We start from the raw sequence: 25,200 nt of genomic DNA, 5'->3' as shown, positions 1-25,200 counted from the left end.
TATGCTTGAGTTCTGGTTTAATCCGCAGGTATCTGTTCTCAAAAAACTATTGATCTTTATTGTGATTGCAGCGACAGCTGCAGGCTTGTACTGGATGGAACCACTGCCCTTAGATTCTATTTTGATGTTTGTCGGTACCGGCATCATTTTTCTGATCTGTCGTTACTGCAAAATCCACTTTGCCAGCAAAAATCCGACCGGTTTGCTGTATAGATTACTGACCTGGATTCCAATTGCCTTATTGATTGCTTTAGTTTTTATGAATATGCAACAGGGCGAAATCCTGATTCCGGGTGCACAAGGCATTGCCTTTATGGCACTGGCAATTTGTTTGTTTTCTCCACTGTCGCTGCTCAATCAGAACTCTCAGGATCCAGAGCCACCACATGCTTGAATTTTGGTATTCGGAACGCTGTAGCCGTCAAATCAAACTCATTGTCATCATCGCGACCTGTATTTTGATTTATGCAGCATCGACTGTGGCCCAGTTAGGTCCGATATTTGTTGGGGTGAGTTTAGCGATTGGAATTGTTGTGCATTTACTGCACCATTTCCGCCTAAAAATCTCAAAATCCAATCCCTATGCAAATGGCTTTAGCGCCTTGAGCCGGGTGATTCCCATCATTGCCTTAATTACCCTGTTTGGCTATTTGCCTGAACAGCACCAACAATGGGGCAAATTTGCCTGGGGTCTGCAATGTCTTGGCTTTGCCGCGATTGGATTATTTATCGTTTCAATCTATGAAAGCCGTGCGAAGCGTTTTGAGGACTGATCACTTCGCAGTATTTTCTCAGAAGTAAGTTTCCAGACGATAGTAACTATAAGTCACGTTTTTATTGCGATAAACCGCATGATCTCGCTGTTTGAAATCCGATACCCAGGCACTACCTGAATAAGCCGCGATATGTCCATATTTATGTCCCTGAGTACGGTCAATAATATAGATATCGCCTTTTTTCGGCCGATCAAAAGAAGCATTAATTTTCTTATAGCCCAGCTGCATCAGGGTACTTCCCCAATCTGCCGCTGCGACTGGATGGTTCACAATTTTCGCACCAGAGGATTGCAGACCGACACGAATACTGCGCGCACATTTCTGTGTACTGGTATTTCGGGTAATGCCTTGCAGATAACTGGTAAATTTCTCGATATTGATACGATGGCCATTGCTTACGCCTGAAGCATTACGGACAGTGGCTTTGTGGGATGACTTTTTAGGTCTTTGCTCCGATTGGGAACGCACCATGATATTCGCTTGGACAGGAGCATATACTTCGCTCATGTTTACTTGATGATCATAGATCATGCCTTACCAACCGCTCCTCGCCTGTAATTTAGGCTTTCATATTGTTAACAAGCCGAGAATACTAGTCGTTTAAATGTTATCTTTCACATTAAAAATGTAAATAAATTTGTCTATTTTTGCGGCATTCAAATTAAGCCGTTCTTTCTAATACAGTTACAAAACCCATCATCTTTGCAAAAAAATGTAAAGCAAAGCTAACTTCGATGCCTTGCAAAGCCTTTTTAGCCTGAACTATACAAAATGAGCCGTTATTTTTTCTACTCAAACGTGTGGATTTAATCTGTAGCTCGGCCATTTTCAGATAACATTTCACCACATGATTACATCATTTTGAGCTTTACCGCCTGTATTACACTGATGCAGCATTTTTAAACCTTGAACTAAACTTTAACTATTGAACTAAACAGAGAAGAAAAATGAGTCAGACTTTAAGTACCGTTTCAAATTTTAATTTAGAACAATATTTAAGTACCTGGTATGACTTTGCACACTTGCCGATGAAGCGCCAACCTGAAGACAGCACCGATATTTCTGCGGTATAGAGCTTGAATGAAAATGGCAAGGTGGATGAAGCCATTGCTGAGGCGATCATTGTCGATGCAGAACATGCCAAGCTTGAAATCAGATTTTTACCTGAAGGCTTGCATGGGATCCCGTTTACCAAGGGCGATTATTGGGTCTTAAAAATCGATCCGGATTATCAGACGGCACTCGTGGGCGAGCCGAATAAAGAATATTTATGGTGATTACATCGCGACACCAGTCTGGACGAAGCGACTCAACGCGAATATTTAAGTTATGCAGCACCCTTAGTTATGATCTGTCTGATCTGATTCATACCGTCCATACGGGCCATAAAACCGCTTAAACCTTTTCTACAACAAGCACCCGCACTGGGTATTTTTTTTGATTGGGTGCTTGCCGATCTTTTTTGCAGAAGATGCAATATCAGAAATATTAGAAAAAAATGTTATGATGCATTCAATTCAATTTACCCAGCTCGACAGAAAGTGGATTTATCCGAGATAAACTTTTTCTGCTGAAAAAAAAGGTAATTTAAACAAATTTTTAAGAGAGACCTATGCGCCAATATCTTGACCTATTACAACATATCCTCGACAACGGCGGCGATAAAGGCGACCGTACCGGTACAGGTACACGTTCGGTATTTGGTCATCAGATGCGCTTTGATCTTTCCCAAGGTTTTCCTTTACTGACCACCAAAAAAGTTCATTTCCGCTCTATCGTGATCGAACTGTTGTGGTTCCTGAAAGGCGATACCAATGTTCAGTATTTAAAAGACAATAAAGTCTCGATTTGGGATGAATGGGCGACCGCAGAACAAACTGCGCGTTTTGGCCGTCCTGAAGGCGAACTGGGTCCAGTTTACGGCCACCAATGGCGTAATTTTGGGGCCAGCAAAAATGCAGACAATAGTTATAATCAGGACGGTTTTGACCAGATCAAATGGTTGATCAATGAAATTAAAACCAATCCAAATTCGCGCCGTCTGATTGTATCGGGCTGGAACCCGAATGAGGCAGGTCAGGTCGCATTACCCCCTTGCCATACACTGTTCCAGTTCTTTGTACACAATGGAAAATTGTCTTGTCAGTTATACCAGCGCAGTGCCGATGTATTTTTGGGTGTACCATTTAACATTGCCAGCTATGCTTTGTTGACGCATATGATCGCGCAAGTCTGTGATCTGGATGTTGGTGACTTTGTCTGGACTGGCGGCGATACCCATTTGTACAGCAACCATTTTGAACAGGCACAGTTGCAGCTTAGCCGTGAGCCACTCGGCCTTTGTCAATTAAAACTAAATCCTGAGATCAAAGACCTGTTCGATTTTAAATTTGAAGATATCGAAATTGTCGGTTATGAATCTCATCCAGGCATTAAAGCCCCTGTCGCTGTTTAATTTTCTTTATTATAAAGTTCCCTCTCCTCCTAGGAGAGGGCTAGGGAGAGGTCTTTTACCACGCGTGAATCGCCAACTCCTTTCAAAATATATTTCCGGCCCTAAAGCGTGAAGGCAATCAATATAGATTTTTAACCTTTCTTTCGTACCAGTAAAAAATTACACGAAGGACTTTGGGTTTGATAAGAAGGATTCAATACATGTCATTTCAAGATTTAGAAGTTGTACACGTCGTCGCCATGGATCAGCAGCGTTGTATCGGCAAAGGTAATGATCTGCCTTGGCATATTTCGGCAGATCTGAAACACTTCAAGGAAATCACCCAAGGTGGTGTGGTGGTGATGGGTCGCAAGACACTAGAATCGATGGGACGTACATTGCCTAAACGCGTGAACTGGGTGATTACCCGTGATCCAGACTGGGTATTTGCAGGCACCAAAGTCGCTTATAGCATTGAAGATGCACTGAGCCAAGCCGTGGCAGATGTGAAAGCTTCAGAAAAGCCTGAAACCATTTTCATCATTGGTGGCGGTGAAATCTTTAAACAGACCATGGAGATCACAGACCGTCTAGAACTGACGCATGTCGAACTGGATGTACAGGGCGATGCCTATTATCCAGCGATTCCAGCAGAATTTAAAAAAGTCGCTGCCGAGCAACATATCGACGACAAAACCGGCATTGCTTTTGAGTTCGCAACCTACAGAAAATAAAACCTATTTCTCATGAAAAAGTGATGATGCAGGGACGCGAATATATTTCCAGGCACTGGAGTCTGTGGCTGCTGGGCAGTCTGTTTACTTTATTCGTCATTCTGTCGAGCCTGTGGTTCAGCCTGATGCTCTGGGTTCATCAACCCCTCGGAAAAATCGGCAGCTTGATGCTGATTGGACTCTGGCTGACCTTTGCGCTGGTCGTTCTCGGGATTTATTTCACCCGGCATCTGATCTCCCGCCAAGTGGATAGCGTTCTTTATCTTCTGGCCTTTTTATTCTGTCTGCTGGGATATTTCAGTCTGGAAGCGCGTCAGGATCGAGAGTGGAATCCTGAGGTTTCCCAGCTTCTGCATTATGAGCAGCAAGGCGATCAGGTTACCTTACACAATATCCGCAACTTTGACTGGCAGGCCGATGGTCACTATATCGAACGCTGGGAAAGCCGCAGTTTTGATCTGAATCAGATTACTGGCGTGAACATCATTACTTCCTACTGGATGGGGCCTAAAATTGCCCATACCCTGGTCAGCTTCGATTTTGCCAATCAAAAGCCACTCACCTTCTCGATTGAAATCCGCAAGGAAAAGAATGAAGAGTTTTCAGCGATTGGTGGCTTTTTCCGAAAATATGAACTGAGTCTGGTCGCATCGGATGAAAAGGATATTGTCTATACCCGTAGCAATGTCCGTGGTGAACAGGTCTATTTTTTCCCAGTCAAAATGCCGCAAGCTCAGGCTAAAGCGCTATTCAAGGAATATCTGCGTCAGGCCGATGAGCTGGCCCAAAAGCCAAAATGGTACAATACCCTGACCAGTAATTGCACCACACTAGTCTTTGATATGGTTCAGGCGATATCGCAACAACAGCTACCTTCAGATTACCGGTTGCTGGCCTCCGGCTATTTACCGAATTATCTCTATGATCTTAAAGTACTGGAACAGTCTTGGGATATGCACACTTGGTATCAACGGGCACATGTCAATCCACGGGTAGAACGCACCGCTAATCTCTCCAGTCAGGACTATTCACGCCTGATCCGGCAGGGCCTACCAAAACCCGACATGCGATAACTGTGTAGCAAATCCACTTCAATAAAGATACAAAATCAACTGGAACCTTGATCATCTTTTTGTTTATATACAAACAGCTAGTCAATGATCAGAGTATCTTTCATGCTAAAAAAATTAACTGCAATCGCGATTTTAGGCTCGGTTTTAACGGTCATGGGCTGCGAAACTGTACCCAATACAGCCACGACACAAACCGCGAATCATTTACAACTTTTGCAAAATCGTATCTGGATTGCAACCCAGATTGGCAATACTGAAATCAAGACGGTGCCAACCGCACGCAATGTTCCGAGTCTGCAATTTGATGCCAGTACCCAGCGCGTTTCAGGTTCAGATAGCTGTAACCGGATTATGGGTAGCTACACAGCAGCAAAAGACACGCTGACCCTGAGCCAGATGGCCACTACCCGTATGGCTTGCATGAACAACGATCAGCTTGATCAGAAATTTAATGAAGCTTTAGCCAAAGTGACTCATTATCAAGTGTTTGGTAAAACCTTAAAATTACTGGATCGCCATGGAAATCTCTTGATCCAGCTGGAAAGTGCTGTTCAGCCGCGTTAATACTTCCCTACAACAAAAAGCCTGTATGGACAGGCTTTTTTATCTTTCATACTGATGAGCTGGAATTTAACCATCAGCCCGATTGAGTTATTTAATTGAATGAGGAATCAACCATGCAACAGGCACTTTTCGGTGGGGGATGCTTTTGGTGTACTGAAGCCGTATTTTTACAGATTCAGGGAGTTCAGCAAGTCGTCAGCGGTTACGCAGGTGGTCATACGACTGAGCCAAACTATGATGATGTCTGTGGTGGCAATACCGGCCATGCCGAAGTCATTCTGATCGATTTCGATGAAAACCAGATTAACTATAACCAATTGCTCGATGTCTTTTTTGCGACCCATGATCCAACCACATTAAACCGTCAAGGCAATGATGTCGGCACCCAGTATCGTTCTGTAATTTATTATCTGAATGATGAACAGCAGCAACAGGCGCAGCAGGCGATGGATGCCCTGAAAGCCGATGGCATCAATGTGGTAACTGAACTGAGCCCTGCCCCGACTTTCTATCCGGCGGAAGACTATCATCAAAACTTCTTTGCCAAGAATCCGACCCAGGGCTATTGCAATTTTACCATTCCGCCAAAATTGAACAAATTACGCAGCAAATTTACCACCTTATTAAAAACCCATTAAGTTTCATGAAAAATGGGCATAAAAAAAGCGACTGATTGCAGTCACTTTTTTTATTATCTGAATCTTAGTTATCGGTTGCAAAGGCAATATCGCTGAGTCCGGCTCCACTCGCACGCGACATGACTTGCGCCACCGAGTCATAACGTGATTCTTTATCCGCTTTCAACACAATGGTCGGCTGACGTTCAGCTTGGCCCGCTTCATTAAAACGGGTTTCAAGCTGTTCCAGCGTCAATACATCACCATTCCAGGCAATGTCACCTTCGGCATTGATGCTAATCGTGACATTTTCAGGCGGCAGATCGATAATCTCCGCAGTCGTTTGTGGCAAGGTTAATGGAATTGATGGGTTCGCAACGGTCGCTGTCACCAGAAAGATGATCATCAATACCAACATAATGTCGATGAGGGGAATGAGGTTCATCTCATTCATGCCTACATCGTTGTCTTCACCCAGTTGAAAAGCCATTAAGCTTGACCTCCCACAAAACTCTGTTGTGTAACTTTTTCATCAGACTTTTTTGCAGCAGATTCCTGTTGCAGCATGGTATCAATCAACAGACCGTGTGCCTGATCTTGTAATTCATGAGCCAAGCCACGATTAGCACGGACACAGATGTTATAAGCCAGTACCGCGGGAATTGCGACTGCCAGACCTAAGCCGGTCATAATCAAGGCTTCACCGACTGGGGTTGCCACTTGTGCCAGACCAGCCTGACCACTTTTACCAACAGCAACCAGCGCATGGAAGATACCCCATACCGTACCGAATAAACCAACGAACGGTGAAATTGAGGCAATCGTACCCAAAACTGATACACCTTTTTCGGCATTGGCTTTTTCTGCTGAAATCTGGCGTAACAGCGCCTGTTCTGCCACTGCCTTACGCTGTTCAAAGCCCAAAGGAGCCAGTTTGGTTTTCAGTTGTTCCAATGCCTTAGATAACTGAGCATAGGCAATCTGTTTCAGTTGGCGAGTGCCCATCAAACGCAGCACAAATATGGTCCATGTCGCAATCGACATTGCCAATAACACGAAATACAGTGTTTTACTGACTGCATCAGCGTGTTGCCAATAAACTGAAAAGTTCATATTCGAACTCCTAATGGGTGAGCCGTTATTTAACCTGAAAATCGAAAGGCTGTTCCACACGGGTTGGATAAGCCACACCATTTTCAACATATTTGGTGAGTTGTGCACGACGTACCGCTGCTTCTACTTTGCGCGTTACCGCCGGGCTACAACTTGAATTTCGTGCAGTCGCAGAAACTACTTTACCCTGCTCATTCGCTGAAACATCTACTACCAGTGAACAGGCTGATTTTAATTCACCTGCAGAGAGTGAGACTTTTGGTGAACGCTGCCAAGACACGCCCCCACCAATCGATACACTTTTCGGGGATGGCGGCGCAGCAGGTGCTGGCGGTGCCACAGGCGCAGGCGGCGCGACTGGAGCAGGTGCCGGTTTAACTTTAGTTTCAGTGACCACTGTCGGTACAACCGGACTTGGGGTTGGTTTTGCTTCAACTGGCGGTGCTTTAACCACTTTTGGCTCTTCAGCCTTTTTCACCTGCTCGATTTTTTCTACTTTTTTCGGTGGTGGTGGCAGCGGTTTATCGACAATTTTGACTTCTTTTGGCTTAGGCGGCTCTTTTTGTGGCTCGGCCTTCGGCTTTGGCGGTAAAGGTTTTGGCGCTTCCTGGAGTTTTACAAAGCGCACTTTTAAGGGTTGCTTATCAATGGGTGCCAGCTCAGGTGCTTTCATCTGGCTGATCGCATATAACACACCCACATGCCCAACCAGTACAGCCGCCACGATAGAGATGACTTTCTTTTTCATCTGATTTGGCGGTGTAGGCATTTGGGGCGCAGCAACTTGACTCATTAAATCTATTACCTTGAGGAGATGATGTGGAACAAACTATCAAGCTCATCGGTTAGCACAATTAAAGTATGCCAATAATAAATGAGAAGTGTTTTCATTTGCAACCGCTAATCCTACCTTTGACTGACTTTTTTTGCATCAAAACAAAAAAGGCACACTAAAAGTATGCCTTTTTAAAACTCAATGCAAGTCTTATTGGAACACGACAGTCTTGTTGCCATCGACAATAATACGGTCTTCCAAATGCCATTTTACCGCACGGGCCAATACATTACGTTCTACGTCCTGACCGAGTTCACGTAACTGCTCAACAGTAAAGTCATGGTTCACGCGCTCCACATCCTGCTCGATGATCGGACCTTGATCCAGATCAGCAGTCACATAGTGCGCAGTTGCACCGATCAGCTTCACGCCTTTTTCATAGGCCTGTTTGTACGGATTGGCACCTACAAAAGCCGGCAGGAAAGAATGGTGAATGTTGATCACTTTCATTTCCCACTTGCTGACAAATTCTTCATCCAGAATCTGCATATAACGCGCCAGCACCAACAGGTCATTGCCCTGCATCAACTGGTCGATTTCTGCATAAGCTTCTGGTTTGTTGTCTTTGGTCACCGGCACAACTTCGAATGGAATGCCAAAATTTTCAACTGCTTCGCGTAAAGTCTCGTGATTCGATACCACTTTGGTAATTTCACAAGGCAAACCACCACGCGCATGACGCCATAACAGCTCAAGCAAGGCATGATCGACTTTAGACACCAGAATACCGACTTTCTTCACGTCACTGACCAGAGCCAGACGCCATTGCATGCCATAGCGTTCTGCCACATTCGCTGCAAAAGTCTGGGTAATACTTTCTTTGCGACTTTGAAGATTATCTAATTCAAATTCAACGCGCATGAAGTAACGTCCGCCCTGCGCTGCTGTCGCATATTGATCAAGCGCAGTAATGTTGGCACCTTGATGATACAAGAAGCTCGAAACAGCCTGCACGATGCCCGGCTTGTCTTCACAAGTAATCAATAAACGTGCGGTGTTAGCAGTCGTCATATTCATGTTGGTTTAAGTCACTAATCAGTTAAATTAAAAAATAAGCCGAGTATTCTAGCGCGTTTCTTGGATATTCTGAATAGTTTGTTCAGATTCAGAATCTTTAGACGACGACAGGCTGGCAAAAAGTTCCGAAGAGCCCAAACTATTCAATAAACCTTCATAGGTTTGACGACTTTCACCACGTAAATACGCCCCTTCCAGGAATACCATTTGACGCAGTGCCTGCCAGACCCATTTTTCTTCCAGCGTATTGGAATCGGTCAGATGACCCGACATATACAGGAAGTTGGTCCAGTTGGTCAGCACAATCCACAGGTTAATAATCAGTGCTTCAATCTCTGAATCGGTCATGTCCATCAGGCCTGCATTAACAAAGCCTTTATAGATTTTCTGGCCCTGCTGCATCACCTGACCGGCAAAGCGTGGATACATCTTGCGAAAATCTTCGTTATTTTCTACCAGATGATAGACATCACGATGCAGGAAACGGTAAGCCCATAACTGGCTGCTCAGCACCTGAAAATAATGCACCTTATCATTGGCATCCAGTGCACGGTCATCCGGCAGCGCCAGCATTTCCAGGGTCTGATGCTGGTACTGTTCCATCAATTCTTTAATAATTTCATTTTTATTGCGGAAATGATAATACAGGTTACCCGGGCTCATGCCGAGTTCAGCCGCAATGTGATTGGTGGTTACCGATCGTTCGCCACGCTCGTTAAACAGCTGCAAACTGAGCTGCAAGATACGCTCTTTAGTTTTTAAGGTTTTGGTTTGGGACATCCTAAAATAACCATTCAGTTCATGCATTAGCAGGCTAACACACAAAGTCACTTGACTAATTAGAGTATTTGCTCTAAAAATTAATTAATCGATTTTTGAATAATGGTAGTGCGGCATGAACAGTCACACAAAAACAACATCAATGACACCACATTTTTTTGATAGCCAATATCTGAATGAAGTCTTAGCGCAACAAAAACACGCTTACTTACACTACCCTCTGCCGACTGCAAAGGAACGTATCGATCGTTTAGCTCGACTTAAGCGTATCTTAGTTAAGTATCAAGATCAATTTGCTGATGCAATTAATCAGGACTATGGTAACCGTTCCATTGGGGAAACCAAGATTGGTGAACTGCTCACCTGTCTGGAACATATCAAATATTACAGCAAAAACCTGACCCGGTGGATGAAACCTTCCAAGCGTCATGTGGGCATTATTCATCAGCCGGCCAAAGCCTGGGTGCAATATCAGCCTTTGGGTGTAGTCGGAATTATCGCACCGTGGAACTATCCGCTGTTGCTCTCGATTGGCCCACTAATTTGTGCCCTGGCGGCCGGCAACCATGCCATGATCAAAATTTCCAGTGCATCGGCTGCCTTTGGTGAAGTTCTGGAAAAAGCCCTGGCTGAAGCCTTCCCTAAAGAATTGGTCGCTGTGGTGAATGGTGGCGGTGTGATTTCAGATGCTTTCTGTCGTTTGCCTTTCGATAAACTGATTTTCACTGGCTCAACTGCGGTCGGTAAAACCGTCATGGCAGCCGCTGCCGAAAATCTGGTTCCGGTGATTCTAGAACTGGGCGGTAAATCGCCAGTACTGGTGCATCCATCGATTGATCTGCGTGATGTCGCGCAGCGGATTGCGGTGGGTAAACTCTGGAATGCCGGTCAGACCTGTGTAGCGCCAGACTATATGTTCCTGCCTCTCGGAAAAACTGCCGAGTTCATTGATCACTTTAAAGCCTGTGTCGAAAGCATGTATCCGGATATCACCCATAATCAGGATTACACCTCGATTATTAATGTCAAACAATATAACCGTCTGCAAGGCTATCTGGATGATGCGCGTGAACAGGGTGCGCAAGTCATTGAAATTAATCCGCGTAGTGAAAACTCGGCTGATCTGCGCAAGATTGCACCGACCATCGTGACCAATGTCACCCCGATGATGCAGATCATGCAGCATGAAATCTTTGGTCCGCTGTTACCGATCATGGAATATGATCAAATTGACGATGTCATCGACTTTATTAATAGCCGTCCACGCCCACTTGCTTTATACTACTTCGACTTTGATCAGGCGCGTGCCGATTATGTCGCACAGCGTACCCATTCAGGGCATTTCGGGCAAAATACGGTACTGACCCATGTTGCGCAGGACGATCTACCATTTGGGGGTGTCGGTGCATCAGGTATGGGTAAATACCATGGCCCAGAAGGCTTCTTCAGTTTGTCGCATGAACGCTCAGTAATGTCGAATCCAAAGCTGTACAGCTTGAAATACATTCTGCCACCGTTCAATAAACCGATTCACAAGCTGATTTCGAAGACACTTCTCCGCTAAATGATCAAGGCATGAGCTATCGATATAGTTCGTGCCGCGTTTTGACGAAAATCGCTTGTCTTTTAAGCGCATTTTTGATATAAAACGCCCCTTGAATGATTTCAATCCGTTTATTTTTGACTGGCCATACAGATTTGCTGTTGGCTAAATCAATGGAGTTACACCATGTCTAAGGTTTGCCAAGTTACCGGCAAGCGTCCAGTCGTTGGTAACAACGTCTCACACGCCAACAACAAAACTAAGCGCCGGTTCGAGCCGAACCTGCACCACCACCGTTTCTGGTTAGAAAGCGAAAAACGTTTTGTACGTCTTCGTTTAACCACTAAAGGTATGCGTATTATCGACAAATTGGGCATTGAAAAGGTTGTTGCTGACCTACGTGCTCAAGGTCAAAAGATCTAAGGAGTCTGAACCATGCGTGATAAAATTCGCTTAGTTTCTTCAGCTGGTACAGGTTATTTCTATACCACGACTAAGAACAAACGTACTATGCCGGAAAAAATGGAAATCAAAAAATTTGATCCAAAAATCCGTCAACACGTAATCTTCAAAGAAGCTAAAATCAAATAATTTTAGTTTCTTTAAAAAAACGACCTTTGCGGGTCGTTTTTTTTGCACTTTTTTTATCCGACTTGATAAACTTTCTGCATGTTTTGGCACTTTTTGTGCTTATTTCCCAGCAAACCTAGCTAAAGGAGTATTTAGTGCCACATGACGTAGAGCTCATTATATTACTGGCTGTTGGTTTTGGCTTAGCTTTGGTCTTTGGCTATCTCGCTGCACGGTTACGTCTTCCCCCTTTGATCGGTTACTTAATTGCCGGCATTCTGATTAGTCCCCATACACCCGGTGTGGTCGGTGATATTCATCTGGCCAACCAACTGGCAGAACTTGGCGTCATGTTCCTGATGTTTGGTGTCGGAATGCATTTTTCCCTGAACGATCTGATGCAGGTCCGCCGGATTGCCCTGCCTGGTGCGATTTTACAGATTGCAGTTGCCACCTTGCTCGGGGTTGGAGTTTCGATGCTGTGGGGCTGGAGCTTTGGCTCAGCACTGGTCTTCGGCCTAAGCCTGTCTTGTGCCAGTACCGTGGTTCTACTCAAAGCCCTTGGTGATCGTGGCTTACTGGATTCAATCAATGGCCGAATTGCTGTTGGCTGGTTGCTGGTCGAAGATCTGGTCATGGTCTTGGCGCTGGTACTGTTACCTGCCACTGCGGTGCTTTTAGGTGGGCAAGCGCTGGAAGGTGCAAGCGATGAGAATATCTGGCTCACCTTAGGCATTACCCTGCTCAAAGTCGCAGGCTTTATTGCCTTCATGCTGATTATTGGTAAACGCTTGATTCCAATGATCATACGGGTGGTGGCGCGTCTCGGTTCACGTGAGCTGTTTACTTTAACAGTGGTGGCTGCTGCGGTTTCAATCGCCTTCGGTGCCTATAAAGTCTTTGGCGTGTCGATGGCACTAGGTGCTTTCTTTGCCGGAATGGTCGTTAAGGAATCTGATTTCAGTCATCGTGCTGAAGAAGAAACCTTGCCACTGCGTGAAATTTTCTCGATTTTATTCTTTGTCTCCGTCGGCATGCTGTTTGATCCGCGCATTTTGCTGGAACAGCCTTTACATGTACTGGCAGTGGTCGGGATTATCATGATTGGTAAGACTATTGCCGCGATGGCACTGGTGCTGTTCTTTCGCTATCCGATCAATACCGCCTTAACCGTCGGTGCTTCTCTGGCACAGATTGGTGAGTTCTCCTTTATTTTGGCTGCACTCGGTGTTTCACTCAACCTGCTTTCGCTGGAAGGTCAAAACCTGATTCTGGCAGGTGCCTTGATTTCGATTACCCTCAATTCCTTTATCTTTTCCGCAATTGAGCCAGTACAGAAATGGATTCGGGAACGCTCGACCCTGGCACGTTTACTGGAACGCAGTGGTGACCCTCTGGCAATGTTACCCGATGAAGTCTCACAGGATTACCTGCGCGATCAGGTGGTGATTATTGGCCATGGTGAGGTCGGTCGTCGCATTACCCGCTCATTGATGGAAGAAAACATCAAGGTGGTCATTGCCGAAGAAAACCGTGACATCGTCGAAAATCTGCGTGAAAAAGGTATTGCTGCGGTGTCTGGTGTTGCTACTGAAGCCGGGGTCCTGATTCAGGCACATATTCAGCATGCGCGCTTACTGGTCATTTCCCCTATGGATATCATCGATATTCATAAAATTGTCGACATTGCTAAGACCTTGAATCCACAAATTCAGGTACTGGTCTGTGCAGAAAGCAAGGAAGAAGCTGAAGCCATTCGTCGGGATAATGTCGGTGCGGTTTATTATGCCAAAGAAGAAATGGCGAAAAATATGAGCAATCATATTTTGAACCAGATTGAGATCGCGCATCAGCATACGCCTTCTCATTAAAGTTTTTCTTTGAATAAACACTGAATAAAAAAGTTGCCGGATCTGGCAACTTTTTTTATGGACATCAATATATCTCTGAGCCAAAGATTTTATTAACACACTGGCTTCAGACTGCTCACGACTTAAATTTTAAAATACTGATTTTTCATCTTCATTTTAAATGAATGTTTTTGTGATACTTAAAATCTGCCTAATTTAATAACCTATAAAACTCAAAAAGCACACCGATAGTGTGCTTTCTAAATAAATTTCAACGATTAACTCATATACTTTGGTTCTTCATCCACAACTTCAGCCTGCCATTCATTGACCTGCTGTTCCAGCAAACCATAGAGTGCTGCCTGAATCATCTGTTGCGCAATCACGGGGGTCTGCTCTCCAAGTAGAGCTTTTACCTCATCATTAAATTGAATCATGACCAAAGGCTGTTTATGTGAGCCTGCATTGCGTAGAGCCAACGCGCCACCTTCAAGTTGAACGAGTTCTAAAATCGCGTCTTGATTACCAAATAAATCTTTCAACTGTTCTATAGACATATATCCTCCATGTTCAACATGGTGGCAAAGCACCGGGTGCACTTTGCATCATTAGAGTAATTGATATAGGGTTAAAAATTGCATTTTCAAGTACAGCCGATCCGATTAAAATTCAATCATCTCATTACGAAAACCATCAATTAATTGGGTCAGGTCACGATGCCACTCTCTCAATATAGCAGTATCAGGTAACCATGCTTGTGGAGACTGTGTGACTTTAATGATGAGATTTGAGGAGGTTTCGTCTTCAGGTTCTGGGGTACTTGGTTCGGGCGCATACTGGCACAGACGGTAAGCGTGCTTCAGTTCAGCAATGAAACCGCTCTTGGACAAATGTTGCAGCACAGCGACTTCTGGCGAAATTTGGCCTTTGGCCGCCATGAGTTCTTCGATCGATTTTAGCGTCGGATGAGGATCATTCAGGCGATAGTAACGCACCAGTTCCTGTAAAAATGCTAACAAAGCACCATGCAAATGAAACACAGTTGCTTCACGTTGTGCCTGAGCCTGTTGTACATGTTCAGTTTGCTCTGCTTGCTGGCAGGAAAGGCGGGCAAAATACAGTTTTTGATTGGTACGGTCCGCATGATAGCGAGCAACACGGGTCATCGAGATTTCCTAAGGGTTAAAACAAATTTTGGCTTTTATAAAGTAAAAGGTTCGCCCGCATTTCGCAATCAAAAGATGTTTAGACTGAATCCATCCAGCACTGAAATTCAGAGCATTGAGCTCACTAATTAAGTACGGCGATAATAAATTTCAGCCATAAAAAAGGAGCCTATCAAGTGCTCCTTTTTTGAGTTTAAGCCTGAGGCTTATCTTCTGCGGCTTTCACGCGGATCCCATGTCCGTGCAGGCGCAAAGTATTCAGGCCTTTAATGGCTTTGACTGCTTCACGGCCATGTGGCATTTCTACAAAAGCAAAACCTTTTGATTTGCCTGTTGCTGCATCAAGCACCAAAGTACAGGTCTCCACTGTGCCATATTCCTGGAACAGTTTCAGTAATTCGGCTTCTGTGACCGTACGTTCTAAATTACGAACTAAAATTTTCATCTTACAACCTTAAGAAGATAGGCAAAAAATATCAAAAAGCACGCGCCTACTCTACTTTTTGCATGAAACAACTTTGTTATAGTTTAATCGAGATCAATCCCAAAATCTAAATTAATCGACTTGCGTTCAATCAAGGCACTTTTTACCGTTTGCTGCCGGGTCTTGTAATGGGTTTCTGTGGTGCATAAATGCCGGGGGAGATCATTCAGGAAATAGCTTTCGACTTTACGCCCCTGCTCATCGACCGTTTCCCGCGCCCAATGATTCAGGTTCTGTTTGGTCAGAATCAATTCATTTTTTGCCCGGGTCAACGCCACATATAGCACACGACGTTCTTCTTCGACATCATCAAAGTCACCCTGAGCACGTGCATGCGGGTAATTGCCTGGCGTGACATTGGCCACATAACAAACATTTTGTTCGGTGCCTTTGGCCGAGTGAATGGTAATCAAGGTCACCACATCATGGTCCGACTGGCGTTCAATTTCCGAGATTGACACCGGATCCAGTACATATTCCTCTAAAAACTCACTCAGCTGCGAATGCTTGGAGGCCAGCTGTTTGACCAGTTCAAAATCACTCTGGCGACGTGGCCAATCCTTTTTATAGTTTTCCGCCAACTGCGATTCAATCGCCTGAATCGCAAGACCGACACAGGCTTGCACTTCGCCTTTGAGCACACTCATCTGCTGCATGATCAGAATGGTTTCTAATGGTATCTTGCCAAATTTTTCCAAATTATCTGCAATAGCTTCCATTTCCGGTTCAGCCAATAACTGCTGCGATAGCTTACTGGCCCCCACATCACCAACACCATTCCATAGGGTCAAGAAACGCATCCACGCAATATCATCCAATGGATTAGCGACCACCCGCAGCATGCTGAGCAAATCTTTGACATGCGCCGTTTCCAGCAGCTTCATACCACCAATAAAGCGATAAGGTACATTGGCTGCAATACAGGCCGCTTCAATGTGCCGCGCGGCAAAGCTGGAACGAACCAGCACCATATGCTCGCCCCATTTGCCGCCTTGCAGATAATGGCGTTCTTTAATATCAATCGCAATCCATTTGGCTTCATCAAACTCATTCGGGAAGATATGCATACGCGGCGTTACACCTTCTCCACGATACGCTTCCAGACGTTTGTCATATTTGATTTCAGACTGATCGAGCAGCCAGTTGGACAGATCCAGAATTTCCTGGGTCGAACGGTAGTTTTTTTCTAATTTAAAAATTTGCGCATCTGGCACACGTTCTTTGAAATGGTGAATATTTTCAAAGTCTGCACCACGAAAGCCATAAATCGACTGCGCATCATCTCCGACACAAAACAGGCTGATCCGGTCTTTCAGTGGCTCCAGCAAAGCCCATTGCAATGGATTGGTATCCTGCATTTCATCGACCAGCATATGCCGACAGATTGAAGCGACATAGTCGACCAGACCTTCGGACTGTGCCAGCGCCGTAGCTACTACCGCCAGAATATCGTCATAATCCAGAAAACTTCGCGCTTGCTTACGTGCTTCATATTCTTTCATAATTTCGGCAATCTGGTCCTTTAAGGCCAGATATTCCGGCATCTGTTTTTCCAGCGCCAGACTGAGCTTTTGCCGGGTATTCCTTGCAAAAGAATACAAATCACATAATTCCTGAGGCTTCGGCAGATGATTGGGATTTTTCTTGTCATCACGGCCGCGAATCAAACGAAACATCATCAACTGATCATCACGATCAATAATCGAAAACTGTTCCAGACCAAAAGCTTTCGGAATACGGCGCAGCAGATACATACAGAAGGTATGAAAGGTCGAGGCCCGCAGTCCCTTGGCTTGTTCACCCAGTGCAAGTTCGACACGCGCCACAATTTCACTGGCTGCACGGCGGGTAAAGGTCAGAATTTGAATCTGGTTGGCAGGCACACCCTGCTCAATCAAGTAAGCTGCGCGTGCCACGATAGTCTTGGTTTTGCCACAACCTGCCCCGGCCAGCACCAAACTGTGTTTTGCTTCTGTGGTCGCTGCTTGCTTTTGTTGGGGGTTTAATTCATCAATCAGGGTGGCTAAACTCATTTTCACTCATCATTTTGTGGATGTATGTAGTTTAACAGATCGCTTCCAGAATTATGGCTTTTCAGTTGTCCTGAAACTGTCTCCAATTTTATTTCCTGATTTGATATTAGCTAACGACAGGGCGTGCTGGATTACAGGAGAGAGAAATACTTTCACTCTGTCAAAAGATTTTTAACTATCTCAGCGACAGCTTTCTCCAAGTTCATTTCTGCATTATTTAAGGCTTCCTCTAAAGGACAATCTGGCGGATTAATCCCAACAATCTGGCTAAATCCTGACTCAAACAAATCCTCAATCCCTTCACCGACTAGACCCGCAAAAGCAATCACCGGTTTATTGAAGTGTTTTGCAACCTGCGCCACACCAAATGGCGTTTTGCCAAATTTGGTTTGAAAATCAATTTTACCTTCCCCGGTAAACACATGATCTGCTTGCGCTATTTTCTCGTTGAGTTGAAACTGTTCAATCATCAGCTCTACACCTGATCGAATGGAAGCAGCAGTGAATGCCATTAAACCAAAACCCAATCCACCGGCAGCGCCCGCACCTGCCACATGACGATAATCACAGCCAATCTGCTGAGCAACCACATCGGCAAAATGACCGAGGTTTTGATCCAGCTGCTTGATCATTTCCGGGGTTGCACCTTTCTGTGGTCCAAATATATTTGAGGCACCATTTGGTCCACACAGTGGATTGTTGACATCCGATGCAATGAGTATTTTAGTATCTGCTAAACGTGGATCAAGTTCGGATAAATCCATTGATTTGACCTGATCTAAGTTCCCACCACGGACCTGAATTGATTCACCCACATGATTTAGAAACCGTACACCCAGTGCTTGCAGCATGCCCGCACCCGCATCATTGGTAATACTACCACCCAGCCCAATGATGATTTTTTTCACACCCAAGTCCAATGCCTGTTTGATCATCTCTCCTGTGCCATAAGTCGAAGTGAGCATCGGATTACGCTGAGCAGGCTCAAGCAAATGCATACCATTAGCTTTGGCCATTTCAATCACGGCAGTCTGGCCTGCATCAACCAAACCCCAATAGGTCTGAATACGTTGCTCAGGTAATGGCCCGGTCACGTCACATGCAATGCTTTGTCCCTTTAAACTTGAAATCAGCGCATCGACCGTGCCTTCACCGCCATCAGCCATTGGCACATGAATGATATGGGCATCCGGAATGACGTTCTGGATACCGCGTTGCATGGCCTGACAAGCCTGCGCAGCAGACATACTTTCTTTAAACGAGTCAGGAGCAAGCACAAAGGTGAGCGGCATGGTGTGATCTTTTATCCACAAATGAAGTCTAAATTGTGGATAAATCCAGAAGTATCCACAAGTCTTTATTTCCAGCCCAGTTCAATTGCAGTTATCTCATTAATCAAGGTTTGATTTAAAGACTCTGGCATTTTGCTGGTGGTTTGAGACACTGGAATATACCCTGCCATCAGCTCTGCCTTGGCTTGCGGAAATAAGGGTTGCTGATCTGGAAATGCATAACCCAACGGATAAATCGGCTGACCGGTCGCCAAATCGTATTTATCCGAGGCGCCAAAGGCATGCAGCAACTCATGCACCAATACAATTTTATTCTGTTCAGTCTGTTGCTTGGATGCAAATAGATTTACCGAACCAATCCGGCCTTTTTGCAAGGCGGTTGAATGCTTCAACTGCTTGCTCTGTGCAGGATCATAGTAATTTAAAAATAGCGTCAGGTTGGCTGAAGGATCAGAGCTCTGCTGCTGTTTCCAGGCATAGAACCGGAATTTTAAACTCCATAAAACTGTATTGATGAGTGAGGCCTGCTCAGGGACTTGGGGAGGTAGAACTTTAAGCTCACGGCCTAAATTAAAATAAAAATAAGTCGGCTGTTCGCGATAGTGCTGAGCTGCTTTTTCCAGATATTCCCTTGCTCCATTCAGGTCCTGAACTGACAGTTGCTGAATATATTGCTGGGTGGTCGGCAATCCATCGGCATTAATCGGATGCAACAAAACCATAATCGGCTTTGACCAGTCCTGGTTTTGATCACGATAGGCATTGACTGCGACAATCAACAAGATGATTAATAAAATCAGAATCCGAATCTTTTTCCACATAATGATTACACACTCTGCTTTTTCATTTTTCTTAAATACATCTGACTCATTTCTATTTTAGTTTCAAATAAATTTAAAGTTTTTATTAATCCTGACAGTTTGGCTCTACCATAGTTACGAGAGTCAAAGTCAGGCTTTACTGCACTGATATACTGCCCGACCATCCCTAAATTCGCCCATCCATTATCATCGGCATTATCTTTTACAGCTTTATAAATTAAGTTAAGCGTAGCTCGATCCATCCCTTCAGGTAACTGAATTTCCTTTTGCGCAGATATAGTTTTTTGTCCATTAGTCTTGATAATCTCCGAAACTTTTTTATCTATTGATCCTGTTTCTTCACCATCCTCATTATTTTTAATTTCACTATCTACAAGTAAGTTTTCGATATAAATGAACTTGTCACAGGCTTTCTTAAATGCTTCAGGCGTAGCTTTTTTGCCAAAGCCATACACTGTTAGACCATTTTCACGAATACGTGAAGCTAAGGGCGTGAAATCGCTATCGCTGGATACGATACAAAATCCATCTAATGCACCTGCATAAAGTAAATCCATAGCATCAATGATCAGGATCATATCCGTCGCATCTTTACCCTTGGTATAAGCGAATTGTTGTACCGGAGTGATGGCATGAGGAAGGAGTACATCTCGCCATTTCTTTAAAGTTTCGCTGCTCCAGTCCCCATACACACGTTTGACACTGGCAATTCCATATTTCGCAACTTCCTCCAATACCGATGAAATCGCGTTGATAGAAGAATTATCCGCATCGATTAATACAGCGAACTTTTTTGTCTGAATATCCACATCCACCCCAAGATATTATTTTTAATTTTTTATATACATGATTCTGACATAAAAAATGCCGACTTTCGTCAGCATTTTTTTGAATCTTAGAGTTTAGGCTTCAACCCATTTTCCGTCCTGATAAACCAGAGACCATTTGGTTTGCTTGCCTTCTGCAGTTTCCGAACCAATATATTGTGACTGGTTCTTACGGCTAAATTTTACCAGAGTTGGATTCCCTTCCGGGTCCACATCAGGTGCCTGCAAGATAAACTGATACTTTGGATCAAGCTGATCAGCAACAGAACGTATCTCGGCCACTTTCGGTGCACGGGTTTCACGCACTTTCGGGAACTTGCTTGCCGCCAGGAATAAACCGGCTGCACCGTCACGCAGTACGAAGAAATCGTCATGCTTGGCAGAACGTAAATGCTCCATCTTGATCGGGTCCACACGTGGAGGCGCAGGCTGACCGCTCTTTAAGACTTTACGGGTATTGTCACAACTGGTACAGGCAAAATACGGACCAAAACGCCCCGTCTTCAGCTGCATTTCGCCATCACACTTGTCACATGGAATACTCGGGCCATCATAGCCTTTAATTTTGAACTCGCCTTCTTCAAGTTCAAAACCACTACAGTCCGGGTTATTCCCACAGATATGCAGTTTACGACCACCATCAATCACATAGCTGTCCATGGCAGTTTCACAGATCGGACAACGCTTCTTCGACATCAGGTCAGCAGTTTCCGCAGCCTCATCATCAGACAATGCAGCCAGAGACTCAACTGGTGTCAGGTTCAAGGTTCCCTTACAACGCTCTTTCGGCGGCAAGTTATAGCCTGAACAACCCAAGAATACACCTGTGGTTCCGGTACGGATCTGCATCGGACGGTCACATTCTTTACAGTGTACCGCATCCACTTCTACAGGCTGATTACGGCGCATTCCGTTTTCACCCTGCGCTGTAGTCAAACGTTGTTTAAAATCGCCATAGAAGCTGTCTAATAGCTCTTTCCAGTTACGCTCACCATCTGCTACCTTATCCAGCTGACCTTCAAGATCTGCGGTAAAGGCATAGTTCATCAGATTACTAAAATTTTCATTCAGACGATCGGTGACGATTTCGCCCATCTTCTCGGCATAGAGACGACGGTTATCCAGTTTCACATAACCACGATCCTGAATGGTCGAGATGATTGCAGCATAGGTCGATGGACGGCCAATGCCTTTTTTCTCCAGTTCTTTGACCAGTGAGGCTTCGGTAAAACGTGCCGGTGGCTTGGTGAAATGTTGAGATGGATCAAGTTTCTCAAGTTTAAGCACTTCACCGACTTTGACCGCAGGCAATAAAATATCGTCATCGGCTTTATTGGCACCACGCACGCGAGTAAAGCCATCAAAGACCAAGGTACGGCCTTTGGCTTTCAGTTCTACGCCATTGGCATCCACCAAAATGGTAGAAGACAGATATTCTGCCGGAGTCATCTGACAAGCAACAAACTGGCGCCAGATCAGGTCATACAGACGCTGTGCATCACGCTCAACACCCACCAGGCTGTCGCCTTTTAAGCCAACCATGGATGGACGAATGGCTTCATGCGCTTCTTGCGCACCGGCTTTATTGCCATAACGGTTTGGTTTGGCAGGCAAATACTTCTCGCCAAATTCAGATTCGATATGCCCACGCACCATATTCACCGCATCATCACTCAAGAAGGTCGAGTCGGTACGCATATAGGTAATGAAGCCGGCTTCATACAGACGCTGCGCCAGCATCATGGTTTTCTTCACAGAAAAACCGAGACGGGTACTGGCTGCCTGTTGTAGCGTTGACGTGATATACGGCGCACTTGGATTAACCTTGGTTGGCTTATCTTCACGTGCAGAAACCGTATAATCCGCATCTTTGATCAGGTTTAATAAGGCATCAGTTTCGGCTTTGTTGCGCAGCTTGAGCGTCTTGCCATTTTGCTTGACCGCTTCGAGACGAATATCATCTTTTTTCGATTTGGTATCGGCAAACACCTGCCAGTATTCTTCAGGAATGAAGGCACGAATTTCACGTTCACGCTCGACCACCAGCTTCACTGCAACCGACTGTACACGACCGGCCGACAGACCACGGGCAATCTTTTCCCAAAGCAATGGCGAAATCATAAAGCCCACGACACGATCCAGGAAACGGCGTGCCTGCTGTGCATTGACTTTATTGGTATCCAGACGTGACGGATGCTTAAAGGCATCCTGAATCGCGTTTTTGGTAATTTCGTTGAAGACCACACGCTGATAACGCGAATCATCACCACCGATGACTTCTTTTAAATGCCAGGCAATCGCCTCTCCTTCCCTGTCCATATCCGTTGCCAGATAGACTTCATCGACTTGCGATGCCAGTTTTTTCAGTTCGGCAACCACATGTTCTTTGCCAGGAAGGACTTCGTATTTGGCTTTCCAGTCATGTTCCGGATCGACACCCATGCGGTTAATCAACGCATTCTGTGATTTTTCAGCTTTTTCTGCATCCGTCAGTTTGGTACGTGTCGCCGGTTTTTTCTCTGTCGATTTTGCAGAACCGCCTGTCGGCAAGTCACGCACATGACCCACTGATGATTTTACGATGTAGTTCGGACCAAGGTACTTATTGATTGTTTTCGCTTTTGCAGGCGACTCCACAATCACTAGGGCACGCTTGCTTCCAGCGTCGGGAGACTTCGCTGTGCTGCTTTTTGATGTGGACCGAGGAGCGTTCGCCATAATTAACCGTTAATCCTGTTTATTTCTAAATTAAAGTTCAGCCAAAGCGTGTAACAGCGCTTTGATGTCGTCGAGTTGGGTCGCTCTTAAATCAGCTTCTTCATCCCAATACACGCCGACACAGTTGGCCTGCATATCAATAGCATAAATGCCTTTTAATGCAATGGGAAAATCTTTAAATTTCTCATCACCCTGCACGATTTCGAGTTTATTATCGACAACACGGGCGCGCATCAAGGGCAAACGTGCATCTGGCATCAGCACACTGTAGTATGCGACCATACTGGCACGACTTTCAGTCGCCTTCGGGATTTTGGTCCAGTCCGGTGCCACCACCAGACGTGGATGCAAACCCATTTTACGGGCTTTATCACGCATCAGCCCCAAGGCTTTTTCTCGGGGACTTACACGTAACCCGAAAATCGACCCTATGACGAAAATGATGATGACCACCGTCACCCAGATTCCAGTGTTTTCCATAGTTCAACCTTTATGTTCTATTATTAGAGTTGCATAAGCACAATATAAAACGCAAGTTTGCACGATAAAATTAATTCAGGAACATTTCATGACTATATAAAATTTCGTGACCATTCCAGTAAATATAACCTTTCTCGATCAGCTCTTTCAGCAGCAAGCGAATGTCCGATTTTGGAAATAACTGTTCCAGTAAATCACGCAGCTCATAAATGTCTTTGGGTTTATCGCCCTGCAATTCACGCAGTTTACGCGCCACTTCCAGTTGTACCGGATCGATCCGGCCAAAGTTCTTGAACAGGTCTTGCTGTGCCGACTGGATTGGTGACTTGAGTATTTCAGATTCAACTGGAGCTTCATCTGCCTTCAGTTGGGAAATGACCTGATCCAGTTTCGGATTTTCAACCGGGTTTTGCTCATCCAGATTGAGTTGCAGCCATTGTTTCAGGACTTTTTTGCGGAAGCTGATTTGCTCATCATAGCGCTTGACGATTTTCAGGTTAATCAACATGCCGACCACATGCTGAGCTTTTACCGGCATCACTTGCAGAATATTCGCCACTGAGTTTTTTAGGGTTTCCACCGTATTCGGTTTGCCACTCATTTTGCCTAACGCATCACAGTATTTTTTCACCAGTTGCAAGGCAGGTTTGTTCTTGATGGCGTCCAGACTCGGAAGATGATTTTTAGGTTGATCTGTTGGAATGTTTGTCTCATCAGGCTGAATCTGAATCAGGTGACACGTAATATCAGAAGTTTGCAGCATCTGTTGCAACATTTCGCAACTGTCCATCGCCGAGATCAATTCAACCTCGGTTTCTGGCTCCAGTAGCGCCATAAGCTGACCGACAATGACTGCATACTCATATTCTTTTTGTGGCGATTCAGGCGTGTCCAGCACCACCACCTGACCACTGCTAATCCAGCCGGCAAGCTCGGTTAAGTCCTCTAAGGAGAATTCAAATTTTCCGGCACAGCTAAACAGATATAAAGTCGAATAATGCGCCACAATCTCACGCATTAACTTGGCTGTGGGGAAATTATTTTCGAGGTCGAGTAGAATAACTTTTGGGTGCATGGGACGCAATTCCGGAATGTACCTGAGAGCCGGTATTAGAGTAGGAAGTGAGTGAAAGGTCAAATAATTTTACGACTGAATGGGTGCAGGCCTGTTTCGGCAGAGAGCCAAACTGCATTTTATGAAATGCCTGAAAGAAATCTGTTTACGAGCGTGAATGTTTGTTTTCAACAGGAAAATTCTTTTGCACTTGATCATCACGCTACGCTTTATTACTTTTATATGCGGATTTAATACAATTTAAAAGCCCATTCAAAACAAAAAATACTTCTCTTTTACCATCTTATCGATTGGCTCATTTTTATTTGGTGGTGTTTCAAAAAGTATGCTGAAAAAAAGCAGGTTGGATTTTGATAAAATAGAGAAATGCGAATAACTCTAGAAATCAAGTGTCCAGC

The 25,200-nt window shown here is 44.8% G+C and carries 30 protein-coding genes; 13 read left to right on the top strand and 17 right to left on the bottom strand.

All coding sequences use genetic code 11. The annotated features are described in order from the left end of the window. Window position 1 precedes the first annotated feature (1 nt). The gene (locus NI469_RS08270; protein WP_005103145.1) at window positions 2–394 is read left to right on the top strand and encodes a hypothetical protein; all 393 of its coding nucleotides are present in this window, start codon (window positions 2–4) and stop codon (window positions 392–394) included. Then, window positions 387–773, top strand: a complete 387-nt coding sequence (locus tag NI469_RS08265; protein ID WP_085064498.1) for a hypothetical protein — start codon at window positions 387–389, stop codon at window positions 771–773. Before NI469_RS08270 ends, NI469_RS08265 begins: the two co-directional genes overlap by 8 nt. 18 nt (window positions 774–791) lie before the next feature. Here NI469_RS08265 and NI469_RS08260 read toward each other — a convergent pair whose 3' ends face one another. Beyond that, a complete protein-coding gene (locus tag NI469_RS08260) occupies window positions 792–1,307 on the bottom strand; it encodes a CHAP domain-containing protein (protein ID WP_085064497.1) in 516 nt (171 codons plus the stop codon). A 130-nt stretch (window positions 1,308–1,437) separates the two neighbouring features. Then, window positions 1,438–1,602, bottom strand: a complete 165-nt coding sequence (locus NI469_RS08255; RefSeq protein WP_253147088.1) for a hypothetical protein — start codon at window positions 1,600–1,602, stop codon at window positions 1,438–1,440. A 121-nt stretch (window positions 1,603–1,723) separates the two neighbouring features. Here NI469_RS08255 and NI469_RS15860 point away from each other — a divergent pair, with 121 nt between their 5' ends. The 7 genes from NI469_RS15860 to msrA all read left to right on the top strand — a co-directional run bounded on the left by NI469_RS15860 (window position 1,724) and on the right by msrA (window position 6,219). Continuing rightward, the gene (locus tag NI469_RS15860; protein ID WP_257221172.1) at window positions 1,724–1,849 is read left to right on the top strand and encodes a lipocalin/fatty acid-binding family protein; all 126 of its coding nucleotides are present in this window, start codon (window positions 1,724–1,726) and stop codon (window positions 1,847–1,849) included. 3 nt (window positions 1,850–1,852) lie between these two features. After that, entirely contained in the window at window positions 1,853–2,053 is a 201-nt protein-coding gene (locus tag NI469_RS08250) for a lipocalin family protein (protein WP_005250658.1), read from the top strand. Between the two features lie 335 nt (window positions 2,054–2,388). Next, on the top strand, window positions 2,389–3,231 hold the full coding sequence (gene thyA, locus NI469_RS08245; protein ID WP_180180903.1) for a thymidylate synthase: 843 nt from the start codon (window positions 2,389–2,391) through the stop codon (window positions 3,229–3,231). Window positions 3,232–3,431: 200 nt separating this feature from the next. Continuing rightward, window positions 3,432–3,944 (top strand): dihydrofolate reductase, encoded by a 513-nt coding sequence (locus tag NI469_RS08240; RefSeq protein WP_253147090.1) that lies wholly within the window; start codon window positions 3,432–3,434, stop codon window positions 3,942–3,944. Window positions 3,945–3,967: 23 nt separating this feature from the next. After that, window positions 3,968–5,017, top strand: coding sequence for a DUF4105 domain-containing protein (locus NI469_RS08235; protein WP_253147092.1), 1,050 nt, complete (start codon window positions 3,968–3,970; stop codon window positions 5,015–5,017). 102 nt (window positions 5,018–5,119) lie between these two features. Next, a complete protein-coding gene (locus tag NI469_RS08230; protein WP_004647415.1) occupies window positions 5,120–5,581 on the top strand; it encodes an META domain-containing protein in 462 nt (153 codons plus the stop codon). Window positions 5,582–5,694: 113 nt separating this feature from the next. Continuing rightward, window positions 5,695–6,219 carry a peptide-methionine (S)-S-oxide reductase MsrA gene (msrA, locus tag NI469_RS08225; RefSeq protein WP_253147093.1) on the top strand — a complete coding sequence of 175 codons (525 nt, stop codon included), beginning with the start codon at window positions 5,695–5,697 and terminating at the stop codon, window positions 6,217–6,219. Window positions 6,220–6,283: 64 nt separating this feature from the next. Here msrA and NI469_RS08220 read toward each other — a convergent pair whose 3' ends face one another. The 5 genes from NI469_RS08220 to NI469_RS08200 form a co-directional block, all read right to left on the bottom strand. Continuing rightward, window positions 6,284–6,688: an ExbD/TolR family protein gene (locus NI469_RS08220; RefSeq protein WP_004278434.1), complete on the bottom strand. Its 405-nt coding sequence runs from the start codon at window positions 6,686–6,688 to the stop codon at window positions 6,284–6,286. Next, entirely contained in the window at window positions 6,688–7,311 is a 624-nt protein-coding gene (locus NI469_RS08215) for a MotA/TolQ/ExbB proton channel family protein (protein ID WP_005250649.1), read from the bottom strand. The genes NI469_RS08220 and NI469_RS08215 overlap by 1 nt, the downstream gene beginning before the upstream one ends. Before the next feature lie 25 nt (window positions 7,312–7,336). Further along, a complete protein-coding gene (locus tag NI469_RS08210; RefSeq protein ID WP_005267494.1) occupies window positions 7,337–8,104 on the bottom strand; it encodes an energy transducer TonB in 768 nt (255 codons plus the stop codon). A 192-nt stretch (window positions 8,105–8,296) separates the two neighbouring features. Continuing rightward, window positions 8,297–9,163, bottom strand: coding sequence for a formyltetrahydrofolate deformylase (gene purU / locus NI469_RS08205; RefSeq protein WP_004278437.1), 867 nt, complete (start codon window positions 9,161–9,163; stop codon window positions 8,297–8,299). Between the two features lie 48 nt (window positions 9,164–9,211). After that, the gene (locus NI469_RS08200) at window positions 9,212–9,943 is read right to left on the bottom strand and encodes a TetR/AcrR family transcriptional regulator (RefSeq protein ID WP_180082934.1); all 732 of its coding nucleotides are present in this window, start codon (window positions 9,941–9,943) and stop codon (window positions 9,212–9,214) included. A gap of 115 nt (window positions 9,944–10,058) precedes the next feature. Here NI469_RS08200 and NI469_RS08195 point away from each other — a divergent pair, with 115 nt between their 5' ends. The 4 genes from NI469_RS08195 (at window position 10,059) to NI469_RS08180 (ending at window position 13,927) form a co-directional block, all read left to right on the top strand. Next, window positions 10,059–11,507, top strand: a complete 1,449-nt coding sequence (locus tag NI469_RS08195) for a coniferyl aldehyde dehydrogenase (protein ID WP_004278439.1) — start codon at window positions 10,059–10,061, stop codon at window positions 11,505–11,507. A gap of 165 nt (window positions 11,508–11,672) precedes the next feature. Further along, complete coding sequence (gene rpmB / locus NI469_RS08190) at window positions 11,673–11,909, top strand: 50S ribosomal protein L28 (RefSeq protein ID WP_000048256.1); 237 nt, start codon at window positions 11,673–11,675, stop codon at window positions 11,907–11,909. A 12-nt stretch (window positions 11,910–11,921) separates the two neighbouring features. Beyond that, complete coding sequence (rpmG, locus tag NI469_RS08185) at window positions 11,922–12,077, top strand: 50S ribosomal protein L33 (protein WP_001205031.1); 156 nt, start codon at window positions 11,922–11,924, stop codon at window positions 12,075–12,077. Window positions 12,078–12,211: 134 nt separating this feature from the next. After that, window positions 12,212–13,927 carry a cation:proton antiporter gene (locus tag NI469_RS08180; RefSeq protein ID WP_004729493.1) on the top strand — a complete coding sequence of 572 codons (1,716 nt, stop codon included), beginning with the start codon at window positions 12,212–12,214 and terminating at the stop codon, window positions 13,925–13,927. A gap of 257 nt (window positions 13,928–14,184) precedes the next feature. On the opposite strand, the gene NI469_RS08175 is transcribed toward NI469_RS08180, so the two are convergent. From NI469_RS08175 to NI469_RS08130, 10 genes are all read right to left on the bottom strand, one after another. Beyond that, a complete protein-coding gene (locus NI469_RS08175) occupies window positions 14,185–14,463 on the bottom strand; it encodes a hypothetical protein (protein WP_004278462.1) in 279 nt (92 codons plus the stop codon). A 105-nt stretch (window positions 14,464–14,568) separates the two neighbouring features. Further along, window positions 14,569–15,072 (bottom strand): DUF6586 family protein, encoded by a 504-nt coding sequence (locus tag NI469_RS08170; RefSeq protein ID WP_004729491.1) that lies wholly within the window; start codon window positions 15,070–15,072, stop codon window positions 14,569–14,571. 193 nt (window positions 15,073–15,265) lie between these two features. Continuing rightward, window positions 15,266–15,517 (bottom strand): RNA recognition motif domain-containing protein, encoded by a 252-nt coding sequence (locus NI469_RS08165; protein ID WP_004729489.1) that lies wholly within the window; start codon window positions 15,515–15,517, stop codon window positions 15,266–15,268. 83 nt (window positions 15,518–15,600) lie between these two features. Next, window positions 15,601–17,589, bottom strand: a complete 1,989-nt coding sequence (locus NI469_RS08160) for an ATP-dependent helicase (protein ID WP_253174829.1) — start codon at window positions 17,587–17,589, stop codon at window positions 15,601–15,603. 152 nt (window positions 17,590–17,741) lie between these two features. Next, window positions 17,742–18,881, bottom strand: a complete 1,140-nt coding sequence (locus NI469_RS08155) for a glycerate kinase (RefSeq protein ID WP_253174827.1) — start codon at window positions 18,879–18,881, stop codon at window positions 17,742–17,744. 65 nt (window positions 18,882–18,946) lie between these two features. Next, window positions 18,947–19,702: a hypothetical protein gene (locus NI469_RS08150; RefSeq protein WP_253147100.1), complete on the bottom strand. Its 756-nt coding sequence runs from the start codon at window positions 19,700–19,702 to the stop codon at window positions 18,947–18,949. Between the two features lie 5 nt (window positions 19,703–19,707). Further along, window positions 19,708–20,511 carry an NYN domain-containing protein gene (locus tag NI469_RS08145; protein WP_034439084.1) on the bottom strand — a complete coding sequence of 268 codons (804 nt, stop codon included), beginning with the start codon at window positions 20,509–20,511 and terminating at the stop codon, window positions 19,708–19,710. 93 nt (window positions 20,512–20,604) lie between these two features. Next, window positions 20,605–23,247 (bottom strand): type I DNA topoisomerase, encoded by a 2,643-nt coding sequence (gene topA, locus NI469_RS08140; protein ID WP_253147102.1) that lies wholly within the window; start codon window positions 23,245–23,247, stop codon window positions 20,605–20,607. A 30-nt stretch (window positions 23,248–23,277) separates the two neighbouring features. After that, window positions 23,278–23,727, bottom strand: a complete 450-nt coding sequence (locus NI469_RS08135; protein WP_004278475.1) for a hypothetical protein — start codon at window positions 23,725–23,727, stop codon at window positions 23,278–23,280. 70 nt (window positions 23,728–23,797) lie between these two features. Beyond that, window positions 23,798–24,802 carry a hypothetical protein gene (locus NI469_RS08130; protein ID WP_253144918.1) on the bottom strand — a complete coding sequence of 335 codons (1,005 nt, stop codon included), beginning with the start codon at window positions 24,800–24,802 and terminating at the stop codon, window positions 23,798–23,800. Window positions 24,803–25,200 lie beyond the last annotated feature (398 nt).

This window comes from Acinetobacter lwoffii, assembly GCF_024129735.1.
Taxonomy (GTDB): Bacteria; Pseudomonadota; Gammaproteobacteria; order Pseudomonadales; family Moraxellaceae; genus Acinetobacter; species Acinetobacter lwoffii_H.
This window is presented reverse-complemented; position numbering and strand designations above follow the sequence as displayed.